14 protein-coding genes are annotated in these 13,721 nt (G+C 69.6%); 4 read left to right on the forward strand and 10 right to left on the reverse strand.

Annotation, left to right across the window (positions count from 1 at the left end; genetic code table 11):
- Nucleotides 1–14: 14 nt before the first annotated feature.
- The 3 genes from ACZ3ZE_RS18740 to ACZ3ZE_RS18750 all read right to left on the reverse strand — a co-directional run bounded on the left by ACZ3ZE_RS18740 (nt 15) and on the right by ACZ3ZE_RS18750 (nt 2,664).
- Nucleotides 15–464, reverse strand: a complete 450-nt coding sequence (locus ACZ3ZE_RS18740; protein WP_361176605.1) for a VOC family protein — start codon at nt 462–464, stop codon at nt 15–17.
- Between the two features lie 25 nt (nt 465–489).
- Nucleotides 490–870 carry a helix-turn-helix transcriptional regulator gene (locus tag ACZ3ZE_RS18745; RefSeq protein ID WP_361176856.1) on the reverse strand — a complete coding sequence of 127 codons (381 nt, stop codon included), beginning with the start codon at nt 868–870 and terminating at the stop codon, nt 490–492.
- A 195-nt stretch (nt 871–1,065) separates the two neighbouring features.
- The gene (locus ACZ3ZE_RS18750; RefSeq protein WP_361176607.1) at nt 1,066–2,664 is read right to left on the reverse strand and encodes an MDR family MFS transporter; all 1,599 of its coding nucleotides are present in this window, start codon (nt 2,662–2,664) and stop codon (nt 1,066–1,068) included.
- A gap of 107 nt (nt 2,665–2,771) precedes the next feature.
- On the opposite strand from ACZ3ZE_RS18750, the gene ACZ3ZE_RS18755 reads away from it, so the two are divergent.
- Nucleotides 2,772–3,335 (forward strand): TetR/AcrR family transcriptional regulator, encoded by a 564-nt coding sequence (locus ACZ3ZE_RS18755; protein WP_361176609.1) that lies wholly within the window; start codon nt 2,772–2,774, stop codon nt 3,333–3,335.
- 17 nt (nt 3,336–3,352) lie between these two features.
- Here the strand turns inward: ACZ3ZE_RS18755 and ACZ3ZE_RS18760 are convergent, their stop codons facing one another.
- Nucleotides 3,353–4,057 carry a M23 family metallopeptidase gene (locus tag ACZ3ZE_RS18760; RefSeq protein ID WP_361176611.1) on the reverse strand — a complete coding sequence of 235 codons (705 nt, stop codon included), beginning with the start codon at nt 4,055–4,057 and terminating at the stop codon, nt 3,353–3,355.
- A gap of 464 nt (nt 4,058–4,521) precedes the next feature.
- On the opposite strand from ACZ3ZE_RS18760, the gene ACZ3ZE_RS18765 reads away from it, so the two are divergent.
- Together ACZ3ZE_RS18765 and ACZ3ZE_RS18770 are read left to right on the forward strand one after the other, a co-directional pair.
- The gene (locus tag ACZ3ZE_RS18765; protein WP_361176613.1) at nt 4,522–4,875 is read left to right on the forward strand and encodes a trypco2 family protein; all 354 of its coding nucleotides are present in this window, start codon (nt 4,522–4,524) and stop codon (nt 4,873–4,875) included.
- Nucleotides 4,872–7,631, forward strand: coding sequence for an NACHT domain-containing protein (locus ACZ3ZE_RS18770; protein WP_467259847.1), 2,760 nt, complete (start codon nt 4,872–4,874; stop codon nt 7,629–7,631). The genes ACZ3ZE_RS18765 and ACZ3ZE_RS18770 overlap by 4 nt, the downstream gene beginning before the upstream one ends.
- A 70-nt stretch (nt 7,632–7,701) precedes the next feature.
- Here ACZ3ZE_RS18770 and ACZ3ZE_RS18775 read toward each other — a convergent pair whose 3' ends face one another.
- Complete coding sequence (locus ACZ3ZE_RS18775; protein ID WP_361176617.1) at nt 7,702–10,224, reverse strand: ATP-dependent Clp protease ATP-binding subunit; 2,523 nt, start codon at nt 10,222–10,224, stop codon at nt 7,702–7,704.
- Nucleotides 10,225–10,697: 473 nt separating this feature from the next.
- Between ACZ3ZE_RS18775 and ACZ3ZE_RS18780 the strand changes: the two genes are divergently transcribed.
- A complete protein-coding gene (locus tag ACZ3ZE_RS18780) occupies nt 10,698–11,306 on the forward strand; it encodes an SCO3374 family protein (protein WP_361176619.1) in 609 nt (202 codons plus the stop codon).
- On the opposite strand, the gene ACZ3ZE_RS18785 is transcribed toward ACZ3ZE_RS18780, so the two are convergent.
- The 5 genes from ACZ3ZE_RS18785 to ACZ3ZE_RS18805 form a co-directional block, all read right to left on the reverse strand.
- Nucleotides 11,285–11,623, reverse strand: coding sequence for a histone-like nucleoid-structuring protein Lsr2 (locus ACZ3ZE_RS18785; RefSeq protein WP_361176621.1), 339 nt, complete (start codon nt 11,621–11,623; stop codon nt 11,285–11,287). The two genes, ACZ3ZE_RS18780 and ACZ3ZE_RS18785, sit on opposite strands and share 22 nt — an antisense overlap.
- 131 nt (nt 11,624–11,754) lie before the next feature.
- Entirely contained in the window at nt 11,755–12,270 is a 516-nt protein-coding gene (locus ACZ3ZE_RS18790) for an amino-acid N-acetyltransferase (RefSeq protein ID WP_361176623.1), read from the reverse strand.
- 10 nt (nt 12,271–12,280) lie between these two features.
- Nucleotides 12,281–12,730, reverse strand: coding sequence for a BlaI/MecI/CopY family transcriptional regulator (locus ACZ3ZE_RS18795; protein ID WP_361176625.1), 450 nt, complete (start codon nt 12,728–12,730; stop codon nt 12,281–12,283).
- Between the two features lie 131 nt (nt 12,731–12,861).
- Complete coding sequence (locus tag ACZ3ZE_RS18800; RefSeq protein ID WP_361176627.1) at nt 12,862–13,038, reverse strand: hypothetical protein; 177 nt, start codon at nt 13,036–13,038, stop codon at nt 12,862–12,864.
- 14 nt (nt 13,039–13,052) lie between these two features.
- Entirely contained in the window at nt 13,053–13,682 is a 630-nt protein-coding gene (locus tag ACZ3ZE_RS18805; RefSeq protein ID WP_467260212.1) for a hypothetical protein, read from the reverse strand.
- Nucleotides 13,683–13,721: the final 39 nt, after the last annotated feature.

Raw genomic sequence — 13,721 nt, forward strand, 5'->3', positions numbered from 1 at the left:
GCGGTCCGAGAGGGCTAAGGCCGGTCCGGGAGCCCGAAGTCCTTCGAGAAGTCGAGCTCCTCGCTGCGCTGGGTCAGCGAGTACCAGTTGCCGTTGTCGTCGCGGAAGATCGCCTCGATCCCGTACGGCCGTTCCACCGGCTCCTGGAGGAACTCCACCCCCTTCGCCTTGAACTCCTCGTAGTCCCGTCGGCAGTCGTCGGTGCGGAAGGCCCCGGCGCCCAGGACGCCCTTGCTGACGAGCGCCTTCAGTGCGGTCGCGGACTCCTCGTCCATGGCCGGTCCCTCGGGGCTCATCAGGGCCAGCTCGACATCCGGCTGCGCCTTGGCGCCGACGGTGATCCAGCGCATGGCGCCCATGCTGACGTCGTCCCGCACCTCGAAGCCCAGCTTCTCGGTGAAGAACCTCTTGGTGCGCTCCTGATCGAGCGTCCAGACGGTGGTGATGCCCAGTCCTTTGATCATGCGTCCACCGTAGGCAGCCGCCGGGTCAGGGCGCTTCTTTGGAATTGCGGTGTTCCCGGCCGGGGAATCCGCCCGCGTACAGCAGCGCGAAGCAGCCGGGTATGAGCGCGGCGCCACGGCCCACGTGCCGGGCCCGGTAGGCACTCGGAGTGAGGCCGGTCTGGCGCTTGAAGCGGGCGGAGAAGGTCCCGAGGCTGCTGAAGCCGACCAGGGCGCAGATCTCGGTGACCGTCAGATCCGCCGTGCGGAGCATCTCCTCGGCCCGCTCCACGCGGCGGCGCGACAGGTACTGGCCGGGAGTCTCCCCGTACGCCGCCTTGAAGACGCGGACGAAGTGGTAGCGCGAATAGCCGGCATGGGCGGCCACCGCGTCCAGGTCGAGCGGCTCGGCCCAGTCGCGGTCCATGGCGTCCTTGGCGAGGCGCAACCGGCGGAGCAGGGCCGGCCGCGCACCCACGGGGGTGCTGGTCTCCACGTACAGAAGGCTGCCACGGACCACTGACAACGGCCCCCGCCGTCCGCGGGTGCGGACGACGGGGGCCGTAAGTCGGGGCCGTGCGATGAGGGCCCTGCGACGGGTCTCAGCGACCCCGGCGCGGGATCAGACGGTCTCGGCGACCTCGGCCGACTTGCCGGTCCCGGCCGGCTCGGACGACTCGGACGTCTCCGGCTTGGCCGGGCCGGTGCCGCGGAGCGCCACCTCCTTGACGAAGAAGGCGAGGGCGAAGCCGAGGACGGCGACGGTCGCGCCGACCAGGAAGGCGGAGTGGGTGCCGGCCGCCACCGCGTGCTGGTAGGCCTCGCGGACCGCTTCCGGCAGCCGGGCCAGGCTGGCGGCGTCGAGCTGCGCCGAGTGGGCGGTCGCCGCGCCGCCGCCGCTGGCGGCCATCTCGTCCTGGACCTTGTTGGTGAACAGGGCGCCCATGATGGCGACGCCGAAGGAGGAGCCGAGGGTCCGGAACAGGGTGGTGGAGGAGGACGCGACGCCCATGTCCTTCATCTCGACGCTGTTCTGCGCGACGAGCATCGTGATCTGCATCAGGAAGCCCATGCCGGCGCCGAGGAGGGCCATGTACACGCCGGAGACGAACCGGGTGGTGTCGGTGTCCATCGTGGAGAGCAGGTACAGGCCGACGACCATGAGCGCGCCGCCGACGATCGGGAAGATCTTGTACTTGCCGCTGTTGGTGGTGACCCGGCCGACGACCAGCGAGACGACCATCATCGACAGGAGCATCGGCAGGAGCAGCAGGCCCGAGTTGGTGGCCGAGGCGCCCTGGACGGACTGCTGGAACAGCGGCAGGAAGAGCACCGCGCCGAACATCACGAAGCCGGTGATGAAGCCGATCAGGGACATCAGGGTGAAGTTGCGGCTGCGGAAGATGTGCAGCGGCATGATCGGGTCGCTGGCGCGGGTCTCGGTGAAGAGGAAGGCCGCGAGGGCCAGGACGCCGCCGACCGCGAGGCCGACGATGGTGGCCGAGCCCCAGGCGTACTCCGTGCCGCCCCAGGTGGTGACCAGCACGATCGCGGTGATGCCGAGGGTCAGCAGGCCCGCGCCGAGGAAGTCGATCCGGGTGCCGGTGGCGCGCTGCTTCTTCGGCAGGTGCAGCACGGTGGTGATCATGGCGAGGGCCACGACGCCGAGCGGCAGGTTGATGTAGAAGGACCAGCGCCAGCCCCAGTGGTCGGTGATGGAGCCGCCGACGAGCGGTCCGCCGATCATGGCGAGGGCCATCACGCCGGCCATCATGCCCTGGTACTTGCCGCGCTCACGGGGCGGGATCAGGTCGCCGATGATCGCCATCACGCCGACCATCAGACCGCCGGCGCCCAAACCCTGGACGGCGCGGAAGCCGATGAGCTGACCCATGTCCTGCGCCATGCCGCTGAGCGCGGAGCCGATGAGGAAGATGACGATCGAGGTGAGGAAGACGCCCTTGCGCCCGAACATGTCGCCCAGCTTGCCCCAGATCGGGGTCGAGGCGGCGGTGGCCAGGGTGTAGGCGGTGACGACCCAGGAGAGGTGCTCCAGGCCGCCGAGCTCACCGACGATGGTCGGCATCGCGGTGCCGACGATCATGTTGTCCAGCATCGCGAGCAGCATCGCGATCATGAGGGCGAGCAGGACGACGCGGACACTGCGCGGCTGCTTGGCCTCCTCCGTTGCCACGTCCTGACCAGTCTGTTTCGTCGCCATGTCGCGCTCCCCGTTCCCTTACTTGCCGCCCGGCTAGTTACTACACTGGGGAAGGTAGACCCCGCACTTGCCGGTCGTCAAGTAAGTATCTGTGGAAGCGAGAGACCATGGCCCAGGCCCGAGGCAACACCCGCCAGCGCATCCAGGACGTGGCCCTCGAACTCTTCGCCGAGCAGGGATACGAGAAGACCTCGCTACGGGAGATCGCGGAACGCCTCGATGTCACGAAGGCCGCGCTCTACTACCACTTCAAGACCAAGGAAGACATCCTGATCGGCATCTTCGAGGACCTCACCCGTCCCATGGACGAGCTGATCGCCTGGGGCGGCGGGCAGCCCCGCACCCTGGAGAACAAGCAGGAGATCCTGCGCCGCTACCAGGAGGCACTGCTCGCCGCAGCCCCCCTCTTCCGCTTCATGCAGGAGAACCAGGCCACCGTGCGCGAGCTGAGCATCGGCCTCACCTTCAAGGAGCGCATGATCGCGGTGGTCGGCCTCATCCAGGAGCCGGACTTCTCCATGACGGACAAGGTCCGCTCGGTCAGCGCGATCTTCACGATGCACGCCGGGACGTTCTTCATGGAAAACATCGAGGGCGACGCCGAGGAGAAGCACGAAGCCGTCCTCGAGGTCGCCCTCGATCTCATCGGCCAGGCCCACCAGGGGACCTGACCACTCTCACCTCAGCGTCAGATGGAGACGCCGTGGGACCGCAGGAAGGCGGCCGGGTTCACGGCGGAGCCGTAGTTCGGGGTGGTGCGGATCTCGAAGTGCAGGTGCGGGCCGGAGGAGTTGCCGGTGTTGCCCGAGAGGGCGATCTGCTGACCGGCGGCGACCTGCTGGCCGATGTTCACCTTGATCTTCGACAGGTGGGCGTACTGCGAGTACGTGCCGTTGGCGTGCTTCACGACGATCGCGTTGCCGTACGCCGGGCCGTCGCCGCCACCGTTGGGGCCGGCCTTCACGACGGTGCCGGCCGCGGCGGCCTTGACCGGGGTGCCGACCGGGACGGCGAAGTCCTGGCCGGAGTGCTTGTGGGCCCACATGGCGCCGCCCTGGTTGAAGCTGGCGCTCAGCGTGTAGGAGCTGACGGGCTTGACCCAGGAGGCCGACTTCTGGGCGGCCACGGCCTTGACCTGCGCCTTGGCGGCAGCGGCCTTCACCTGCGCGGCCTTGACCTGCGCGGCCTTCACCTGGGTGGCGGCCTTGGCCTGGACGGCGGCCTGGTTCGCGATCGCGGCGGACGTGGCGGTCGCGGTCGACGCGACGGCGGCCGTGCCCTCGGCGGCGAAGGCGGACCCGGCTCCGGCCACCAGCGACGCTCCCAGACCCGCGGTGGCGAGGGTGGCGACGGCGGCGATACGGATGCTGGGCTTCATGACGCGCTTCGACATACGGGGGAGAACCTCCGGACAGAACGGGACCCGACGCGACAGCGGTCTGCGCCGGGCTTGCTCATCCTTGGTAACCCGGACCCCCATCCATCCCAAAACACCCCATCTACGACATCACGTCGTAGCGATCTCCGGAGAAGATCGACCCTTGACGCCCGGAAACCGGGCGTACGAAATCGGACATACCCTCCCTGATCGATCGGTTTAACCCCACGTCGCGAGCGCCCCGAACCGCCCGAAAGGCTGCGCGATGTCCCCTTCGGGGCCTCCGGGACCAAAGTCCCGGAGGTTGATACCGAAACGTCCCTCTTTCCGGCGAGAACGCACGACTATTCCACTTAGTACCCTCCGAAACCCCTGTGCGGCTTGTCACCACGACGACGCCCCCAATGGGACCTGGGTCACTCGACCGAACCCTCCGGAACCCCCTCCACCGCCCTCCGGACGGCACTAACTTCCGAGGCATGACCCAGGACATCTCCAAGATCGAACTCGCCGACGCGATCGCCTCCGTACGCGACCAGCTCGTCGACGCCGCCGCCCGCGCCACCGGGCAGCCCGTCGGATTCGAGGTCGGCGACATCCAGATGGAGTTCACGATCGAACTCCGCAAGGAGCTCAAGGGCGGCACGAAGGTCAAGGCCTGGGTCGTCGAAGCCGGCGCCGACGCGTCCCGCACCCGCGGCGAGACCCACCGCGTCGCCTTCACCCTGAAGCCGCGGAACGCGGCGACGGGCGGGGCGTGGCTGGTGGGGAACGGGGAGGAGGCGGATCTTTCCGGGTTCGGGACTTCCCAGGACGGGGCTGAGGGACGGTGACAGCGGCCGACAGCGTGTTCGCCGTCTTCGGGCGGCAGCAGGGCACCGGCGTGCTCGTCGCCCCGCGGCTGGTCCTGACCAGCGCCCACGTGGTGGGCGGGGCCCACAGCGCGAGCATCGCGACCCCCGGTCTCTCCGGGCTCAGGCTCTTACAAGTGGTCTGGTCCGACGACCGTCTCGACGCGGCCCTGCTGTCGAGCCCCGAGGATCTCGGCTCCGCTCCCCGGATCAGCTCGGTCGCCACAGACCGCCCGGTACCGGGCTGCGAGGTCCGGGGCTTCCCCCATATCCAGCGCTACGACGGGCGGAAACCGGACCTCGACCAGTACACCGGAACCGTCCTGCCCATGGCGGGGCTGCTTCGCCGGACCCTGACCGTGGAACTGGACCACCCGCCCGTCACCGCCGACGAGGACGGTCCCTCCCCGCTCGCCGGCCTCTCCGGAGCCCCCGTCCTCGTCGAAGGCAGCCTGCTCGGCATCGTCCGCGCCGTCCCGCGCGGGCGGGGCCACCGACGTATGGAGTGCGTTCCGCTCACCGCTCTCCTCGCGGACGAGGAGGCGAGCCGATGGCTCGGTGCCGTCTCCGGCTTCGTCACCCCCCACACCCGGGACCAGCCCTACGAGGAGGAGTACGGCGAAGCCCTCGGCGCCGCCTACCGCCGGACCAAGATCTTCGGGCTCGACGAGCTCGGCAAGCGCGCCTCCGAGTGGGACCTCGACACCGCCTACCTCTCCCTGGAGGCCACCTCCCGCGACCAGGAGGCCGTCCCCCGCCGCATCGACGACCTGCTCGCCGCCCGCCCCCGCGTGCTGCTGCGCGGCGACGCGGGCGCCGGCAAGACCACCCTCATGTGGTGGCTGGCCGCCCACGCCGCCGCCGGGACGCTGGGCCCGGAGCTCGCCGAGCTCAACGGCCTCGTCCCCTTCTTCGTCCCCCTGCGCTCCCTGCGGGCGCGCGGCAACGGCTTCCCCGGGCCGGCCGAGCTGCCCGGAGTCGCCGGGCTGATGATCGACGCGGCCCCCGAGGGCTGGGCGGGGCGGGTCCTCGCCGCCGGGCGGGGGCTGCTCCTCGTCGACGGCCTGGACGAGGTCACCCAGTCCGACCGGGAGGACACCCACACCTGGCTCAGCGGCCTGCTCGCCCGCTACCCCGGCACACGCTGCGTGGCGACCGTACGCCCCCACGCCGTGGCCGCCGACTGGCTGGGCGCCGAGGGCTTCGAGGAGCTGACCCTCCTCCCCCTCCGGGGCGACGACATCCAGGCCTTCGTCGCGGCCTGGCACGAGGCGGCCCGCTTCGACGCGGCCCCCGGCGAGAACCTGGCCGACCTCGAACAGGACCTGGCCCAGCAGTTCCGCCACAACCCGAACCTCGCCGAACTGGCCCGGACCCCGCTCCTCTGCGCGGTGATCTGCGCCCTCCACCGCCAACGGGAGGGCTTCCTCCCCGAGAACCGCTGGGCGCTGTACGACTCCGCGCTCACGATGCTGCTCGGCAGCCGCGACGAACGGCGCCGCATCGACGCCCCGGACGGCATCCGGATGACGGTGGAGGAGCACACCCAGCTCCTCCAGCGCCTGGCCGCGTGGCTGGTCCGCGTCGGGCACACCGAGTTCACCCGGGAACAGGCCCTGCAACGCCTGGAGCGCGACCTGCCGGGTATGCCCCGCGTCCAGGAGCAGGGGAGCACGGCGGAGATACTCACCCACCTCGTCAATCGCAGCGGCCTTCTCCAGGAGCGCACGGACGACGTCTTCCAGTTCGCCCACCGCACCTTCCAGGACTTCCTCGCCGCGAAGGAGTTCGTCGAGGACGATCTCCTCCCGGAACTCCTCCGCCACGCCCACGACCAGCAGTGGCACGACGTCCTGCTGCTCGCCGCCGGTCACTGCAAGCGCCGTGACCTGCCCGTCCTGGTGACGGGTCTCCTGGAAGCGGGCTCCACGACGCGCAAGCGGGACCTGAAGACGACGCTGTACGTCCTGGCGGCGCTGGCCTCCCAACACGCGGCCTGGCTGGACGAGACGGTGCGGCGGCGGGTGCGGAAGTCGGTGAAGGCGGTGATTCCGCCGAGAAACCCCGTGCAGGTCACCCAGCTGGCCCGGCTGGGCTCGTACGTGCTGCCGCTGCTGCCGGGGCCCGCAGAGGTGTCCAAGGAGACCGTGGACATGGTCACCGGCCTCCTTGCGAAGATCGGTGGGTCAGCGGGGCTCCCCTACGTACGAGCTTTCGCCGAGGCCGGTGAGGCGGGCCGCTTCACCACCTCATGGCCCTCGTTCCCGGCGGAGGCCTTTGCCCGAGAGGTCGTCGGACGTCTCGATCCCGACGAATCGATCATGGCCTTCACCGGCGAGCACCTGCGACTCCTCCAGGCCCACGAGGCGGCCCGGGACAACATCACGGTCGTGGGGGACTTCGAGCCGGACGAGATCGTCCGGGCCTTCGACGGACGGGCGCTGCGGATCCTGGGCATCGCGAACAACGACCAGCTGACCGACCTCTCCTTCCTGCAGGCCTTGGACCACTCCCGGCTGCAGGGGCTGGTCGTGGCCGGCTGCCCCCAGCTGGCGGACTTCGAGACCGTGGCCGGACTGCCGTCGCTGCTCCTCTTCCGGGTCACCGGCCCCTTCGCCAAGGCGATGGACCTCACTGCGTTCACCGCACGTCCCGACACACGGGTCATTGTCTCCGGTCACGCACGCAAGAACATCCTCGGCGCAGCCGCCCTCGGCTCCCGCCTCACCGTCGAATGACAAAAGGGGCGGCCCCGGAACCCAAAGGTTCCGGGGCCGCCCCTCAGCGACTCAGCCGCTCAGCGCGACGTCACGCTTCCTTGGACAGGTTCGGGCCCGCCCCGCCCGCCGCCTCGATCGGAGGCACGTCCGGCAGGGCCGACTTCTCCTCGCCGCGGAAGGTGAAGGTGCGCTCCTCGCCCTCGCCCTCCGTGTCGACGACCACGATGTGACCGGGACGCAGCTCGCCGAAGAGGATCTTCTCCGACAGCGTGTCCTCGATCTCGCGCTGGATCGTCCGGCGCAGCGGCCGGGCGCCCATCACCGGGTCGTAACCCTTCTTGGCGAGCAGCTCCTTCGCGGACTGGGAGAGCTCGATGCCCATGTCCCGGTCCTTGAGGCGCTCGTCGACGCGGCCCACCATGAGGTCGACGATCTGGAGGATGTCGTCCTGGGTCAGCTGCGGGAAGACGATGATGTCGTCCACACGGTTGAGGAACTCCGGGCGGAAGTGCTGCTTCAGCTCGTCGCTGACCTTCGCCTTCATCCGCTCGTAGTTGGACTTCGTGTCGCCCTGGGCGGCGAAGCCCAGGTTGAAGCCCTTCGAGATGTCCCTGGTCCCGAGGTTGGTCGTCATGATGATGACCGTGTTCTTGAAGTCCACGACCCGGCCCTGGGAGTCGGTCAGGCGACCGTCCTCCAGGATCTGGAGAAGGGAATTGAAGATATCGGGGTGGGCCTTCTCGACCTCGTCGAAGAGGACCACGGAGAACGGCTTGCGGCGCACCTTCTCGGTGAGCTGGCCGCCCTCTTCGTAGCCGACGTATCCGGGCGGAGAACCGAAGAGCCGGGAAACCGTGTGCTTCTCGCTGAACTCCGACATGTCGAGGGAGATCATCGCGTCCTCGTCGCCGAAGAGGAATTCGGCGAGCGCCTTGGACAGCTCGGTCTTACCGACGCCGGACGGGCCGGCGAAGATGAACGAGCCACCGGGGCGCTTCGGGTCCTTCAGACCCGCGCGGGTGCGGCGGATGGCACGCGAGAGACCCTTGACGGCGTCCTTCTGGCCGATGACGCGCTTGTGGAGCTCGTCCTCCATGCGGAGCAGACGCGAGGACTCCTCCTCGGTCAGCTTGAAGACCGGGATGCCGGTGGCGGTCGCGAGGACCTCGGCGATCAGCTCGCCGTCGACCTCGGCGACGACGTCCATGTCGCCGGCCTTCCACTCCTTCTCCCGCTTGGTCTTCGCGGCGAGGAGCTGCTTCTCCTTGTCGCGCAGGGAGGCGGCCTTCTCGAAGTCCTGCGAGTCGATCGCGGACTCCTTGTCCCGGCGGACGGAGGCGATCTTCTCGTCGAACTCGCGGAGGTCCGGCGGCGCGGTCATCCGGCGGATGCGCATCCGGGAGCCGGCCTCGTCGATCAGGTCGATCGCCTTGTCCGGGAGGAAGCGGTCCGAGATGTACCGGTCGGCCAGCGTGGCGGCCTGGACCAGCGCCTCGTCGGTGATGGAGACGCGGTGGTGGGCCTCGTACCGGTCGCGCAGACCCTTGAGGATCTCGATGGTGTGCGGCAGCGACGGCTCGGCGACCTGGATGGGCTGGAAGCGGCGCTCGAGGGCGGCGTCCTTCTCCAGGTACTTGCGGTACTCGTCGAGCGTGGTGGCACCGATGGTCTGGAGCTCACCGCGGGCCAGCATCGGCTTGAGGATGCTCGCGGCGTCGATCGCGCCCTCGGCGGCGCCCGCACCCACCAGGGTGTGGAGCTCGTCGATGAACAGGATGATGTCGCCGCGGGTGCGGATCTCCTTGAGGACCTTCTTCAGGCGCTCCTCGAAGTCACCGCGGTAGCGGGAGCCGGCGACCAGCGCGCCGAGGTCGAGGGTGTAGAGGTGCTTGTCCTTGAGGGTCTCGGGCACCTCGCCCTTGACGATGGCCTGCGCCAGGCCTTCGACGACGGCGGTCTTGCCGACGCCGGGCTCGCCGATGAGGACCGGGTTGTTCTTGGTGCGGCGGGACAGCACCTGCATGACCCGCTCGATCTCCTTCTCGCGCCCGATGACCGGGTCGAGCTTGGATTCGCGCGCCGCCTGGGTGAGGTTGCGGCCGAACTGGTCGAGGACCAGGGACGTCGAGGGGGTGCCCTCGGCAGGACCGCCGGCGGTGGCGGCTTCCTTGCCCTGGTAGCCGGAGAGCAGCTGGATGACCTGCTGCCGCACCCGGTTGAGATCGGCGCCCAGCTTGACGAGGACCTGGGCGGCGACGCCCTCGCCCTCGCGGATCAGGCCGAGCAGGATGTGCTCGGTGCCGATGTAGTTGTGGCCGAGCTGGAGGGCCTCGCGGAGCGACAGCTCCAGGACCTTCTTGGCACGAGGGGTGAAGGGGATGTGGCCGGACGGGGCCTGCTGGCCCTGGCCGATGATCTCCTCCACCTGCTGGCGGACCGCCTCGAGCGAAATCCCGAGGCTCTCCAGGGCCTTAGCGGCGACACCCTCACCCTCGTGGATAAGGCCCAGGAGGATGTGCTCGGTGCCGATGTAGTTGTGGTTGAGCATCCGGGCTTCTTCCTGAGCCAGGACGACAACCCGCCGCGCGCGGTCGGTGAACCTCTCGAACATCGTTAATCGCTCCTCAGAGCGGTCAGTCAGTTAGGGGTCGATCCCCTCCCTGTCCTTCCGCAGCTTAGTCCCGCAAGCGGGGACCGCTCATTCCAACTGCCGACATCCGTCCGGATCACCCCCTTACTTCTTGGGGGGACCTGCTGCCGAACAGCCGACAAATGCTCCAACTCGATGGTGCGAGACGATGTTCCCGCAGGCCAAGCAGTTACCCGCACCTCCAGTACGCCGATGGCGAACGTGAGACGCGGAAGCCCGCGAGTCACCCCTCCTCACATGGAATGTCTTACCCGTAAGGACTGACAGTCCATGCGGCGCACCCCGGTTCCCTCCGCTACGGGCGAACACCCTTGCGCTCTCGAATGCACCCGTACGCCCCCATCATGGACACTCCGTGCGGCGGATCAAGGACCTTCCGTCACCGGTGCGGTCGTGGCACGTAACCAAGGAGCACCCGGAGGCGTTCCCCCGGTATGGCTCCCACCGTCCCGTTCCCCCGCTCGCCGCTCGACGGCGGTTCGGCCCGGTGGTACGAGCACGAGCTCGGCTGGGCGGCCGTGGCCGGCCCACCGGTGCAGCTGGTGACGGGGCTGCGTTTCGATGTCCTCGACCTGCCGGCCGTGGCCGGTCGAGGGGTCCTGCGCCGGGTGGGCGCGGGCACCGGACCGGTGGCCCTCATGGGGCGGAGGATGCGGCTGCTCGTGGCGGCGGGGACGGCGGAGGAGCTGCCCGGCCTGCTCGAGTGGCTGGAGTGGGGCGGGATCTCACTGGATCTCGCGGCCCTGGGCACCGACGGCCGGATGGCCGCGCCCGTTCCCCCTGGGTGGAGCCGTAGTGGCACGCCGGGCGCCCCGGTATGGCTGAGGGCCCCGGAGCCCGGACGCGAGGTGGAGTCCTCGCTGCCGGCCCTGCGGCCCTCGGCGGTGCGGGGCGGTGCGGCCGCCCCCTGTCTGGCCCGGCTGGTGGCCGCGGCCGCCGCGGAGTGCCACCGGGTGCGGCTGCTGGGCGCCGTCCGGAACCACCCGCGGGGGGCGGGCCCGGCGGCCCGGCAGCCGGCGCCTCAGCGGTTCGCGTCCTCGTAGGCCGCCTTGATCTCGGCCGGCACGCGGCCGCGGTCGTTCACGTTGTAACCGTTCTCCTTGGCCCACGCGCGGATCTTCGCGGTGTCCGGGCTGCCGCCGGAGGCGACGACGCGGCCCTTGCCCCGGGTGCCGGCGCTGCGGCCACCGGTACGACGACCGCTCTTGGCGTACGGCTCGAGGAGGCCGCGGAGCTTGTCCGCGTTGGCGGTGGTGAGGTCGATCTCGTAGGACTTGCCGTCGAGCGCGAACGTCACGGTCTCGTCCGCCTCGCCGCCGTCGAGGTCATCGACAAGAAGGACCTGAACCTTCTGTGCCACCGGATTTCCTTTCATCGAAAATGCAGTACGCGGAAAGGAAACCGCTTTTCCCGGAAAAACACAAACCCCTGGCAGAGGTTCAGAACCCCGGCAACGCGGGAAACGTGCGCGATTCGGACATAGGCACCGGCTCACAGGTGCAGAAGCATCCGGCTGTTGCCCAAGGTGTTCGGCTTCACTCGTTCGAGACCGAGGAACTCCGCGACGCCCTCGTCATAGGAACGCAGGAGCTCGCTGTAGACATCTCCGTCGACCGGAGTCTCCCCGATCTCGACGAAGCCGTGCTTCGCGAAGAAGTCGACTTCGAAGGTGAGGCAGAAAACCCTGCGGACACCGAGCCACCGGGCGGTGTGGAGCAACTTGTCCAGCACCTGATGTCCCACACCGGCGCCCTTGAAGTCGGGATCGACGGCGAGAGTACGGACTTCGGCGAGGTCTTCCCACATCACGTGCAGCGCTCCGCAGCCGACGACCGTGGCGTCGTCGTCGCGTTCGGCGACCCAGAACTCCTGGATGGCCTCGTAAAGCGTCACGGTCGCTTTGTCGAGCAGGATGCCGCGGCGTACGAAGGGGTCGACGAGACGGCGCACGGCGGCGACATCGGAGGTGCGGGCCCGACGTACGGTGACGGCATTGGCGGAAGGCATGGGGGGGACGTTATCGCCCCTGGTCCCCCGGTTCCGCGCCGCCCTGCTCGGGGGCTGTCCGCGCCGCGGGCGCCGTCTGCGCCGTGTTCTGCTCGGGACTGTCCCGCTGGACGATACGCACGGCGTCGTTGAGGGCCTCGCGCTGTTCGGGCGACATCATGCCGAAGAACGCGACCAGAGCGGCGGCGGGGTTGTCGCTCTGGGCCCAGGCTTCGTTCATCAGTGCGGCCGAGTAGGCGGCGCGGGTCGAGACCGACGTATATCGATAGGCGCGGCCTTCGACTTCCCTGCGGACCCAGCCCTTCTGATGGAGATTGTCCAATACGGTCATGACGGTGGTGTAGGCGATGGACCGTTCCTGCTGGAGATCCTCCAGGACTTCCCGGACGGTCACCGGGCGGTTCCATTGCCAGACGCGGGTCATGACCGCGTCTTCCAGCTCTCCCAATTGGCGGGGCACAGCGCCACCCTAGTGCGCGGCGAGCGAATAATCCCCCATTGGCGCACATTCACGAAGAAAACCCCCGTTAAGAGCGCAAAAAGGACGTACGACCTGACGGCGGTCGTACGTCCTCGGGGCGTGCGGGCCCGTTACGGGGCGGTGCCGCCCTGCTGCCGGGCGGACTCGGCGCGGGCCAGGGCGGCGTCCACGATCGCGTCCTCCTTGGCCTTGTTCGGGCCGCCCTGGCTCTTCACGATCGTGACGACCAGGCCGATGAAGAAGACGGCCATCACGACGGGGGGCAGGAGCGCGGATACGTAGTCCATGGCGTCCAGACTAGCTAGCCCGCGACGCGTTCCTCGGGCGGGGGCGGGGGTACCGGCCTTCGGCGTGGCGGGAAGGCCTCGGAGGGCTTGGGCACCGGGCGCTCACCGGGCGCCGGCGGCTTGGGCACGGGCTTCCCCGGCGTTCCGGCGCCGGTGCCGGCGCCGGCACCGGCACCGGCGCCGCCGTCGTCCGAGGCGCGGCCGCCGGGCAGGGCGAGGAGGCGGGCGCGGGGGGCGGCGGCGAGGGTGCGGGACGGGGACTGGGCCTGGGAGACGCGGGCCAGCCGGGTGCGGACGGATCGTTCCGCCAGCACCTGGCAGCGGGCGAGGAGCGCGCCCGCGGCGGGGTGGTGGCGCAGCGCCCGCAGGGCCGCGAGGTCGTCGGCGGCGGGGTCGTAGCCGGCCGCCAGGGCGTCCTGGAGGAGCTCCAGGTAGCCCGTCAGCGAGCCGGGGAGGGCCTGGCGGTAGCGGACCAGGTCGGCGAGGAGGAAGGCGCGCAGCCGGCCGGCCTCGGCCACCGACTCGTCCACGGACTCGGCCAGGCGCAGGCAGTCCTGGACGTCGTCGTCCTGAAGGGGGGCGGGGTTGAGGGCGGTGGCGAGGGCGCGGCGGAGGACACGCAGCTCGTCCGCGCTGAACGCCATGCCGCCGCGGGATCCGTAGGGCGTGGGCATGGACCGACG

The sequence above is a fragment of the Streptomyces sp. NPDC023157 genome, assembly GCF_055560575.1.

What these genes read in the sequence shown, in the direction of transcription:
- ACZ3ZE_RS18740 (WP_361176605.1), bottom strand. Translation starts at nt 464, where the DNA reads ATGATCAAAGGACTGGGCATCACCACCGTCTGGACGCTCGATCAGGAG.
- ACZ3ZE_RS18745 (WP_361176856.1), bottom strand. Translation starts at nt 870, where the DNA reads ATGGACCGCGACTGGGCCGAGCCGCTCGACCTGGACGCGGTGGCCGCC.
- ACZ3ZE_RS18750 (WP_361176607.1), bottom strand. Translation starts at nt 2,664, where the DNA reads ATGGCGACGAAACAGACTGGTCAGGACGTGGCAACGGAGGAGGCCAAG.
- ACZ3ZE_RS18755 (WP_361176609.1), top strand. Translation starts at nt 2,772, where the DNA reads ATGGCCCAGGCCCGAGGCAACACCCGCCAGCGCATCCAGGACGTGGCC.
- ACZ3ZE_RS18760 (WP_361176611.1), bottom strand. Translation starts at nt 4,057, where the DNA reads ATGTCGAAGCGCGTCATGAAGCCCAGCATCCGTATCGCCGCCGTCGCC.
- ACZ3ZE_RS18765 (WP_361176613.1), top strand. Translation starts at nt 4,522, where the DNA reads ATGACCCAGGACATCTCCAAGATCGAACTCGCCGACGCGATCGCCTCC.
- ACZ3ZE_RS18775 (WP_361176617.1), bottom strand. Translation starts at nt 10,224, where the DNA reads ATGTTCGAGAGGTTCACCGACCGCGCGCGGCGGGTTGTCGTCCTGGCT.
- ACZ3ZE_RS18780 (WP_361176619.1), top strand. Translation starts at nt 10,698, where the DNA reads ATGGCTCCCACCGTCCCGTTCCCCCGCTCGCCGCTCGACGGCGGTTCG.
- ACZ3ZE_RS18790 (WP_361176623.1), bottom strand. Translation starts at nt 12,270, where the DNA reads ATGCCTTCCGCCAATGCCGTCACCGTACGTCGGGCCCGCACCTCCGAT.
- ACZ3ZE_RS18800 (WP_361176627.1), bottom strand. Translation starts at nt 13,038, where the DNA reads ATGGACTACGTATCCGCGCTCCTGCCCCCCGTCGTGATGGCCGTCTTC.
- ACZ3ZE_RS18805 (WP_467260212.1), bottom strand. Translation starts at nt 13,682, where the DNA reads ATGGCGTTCAGCGCGGACGAGCTGCGTGTCCTCCGCCGCGCCCTCGCC.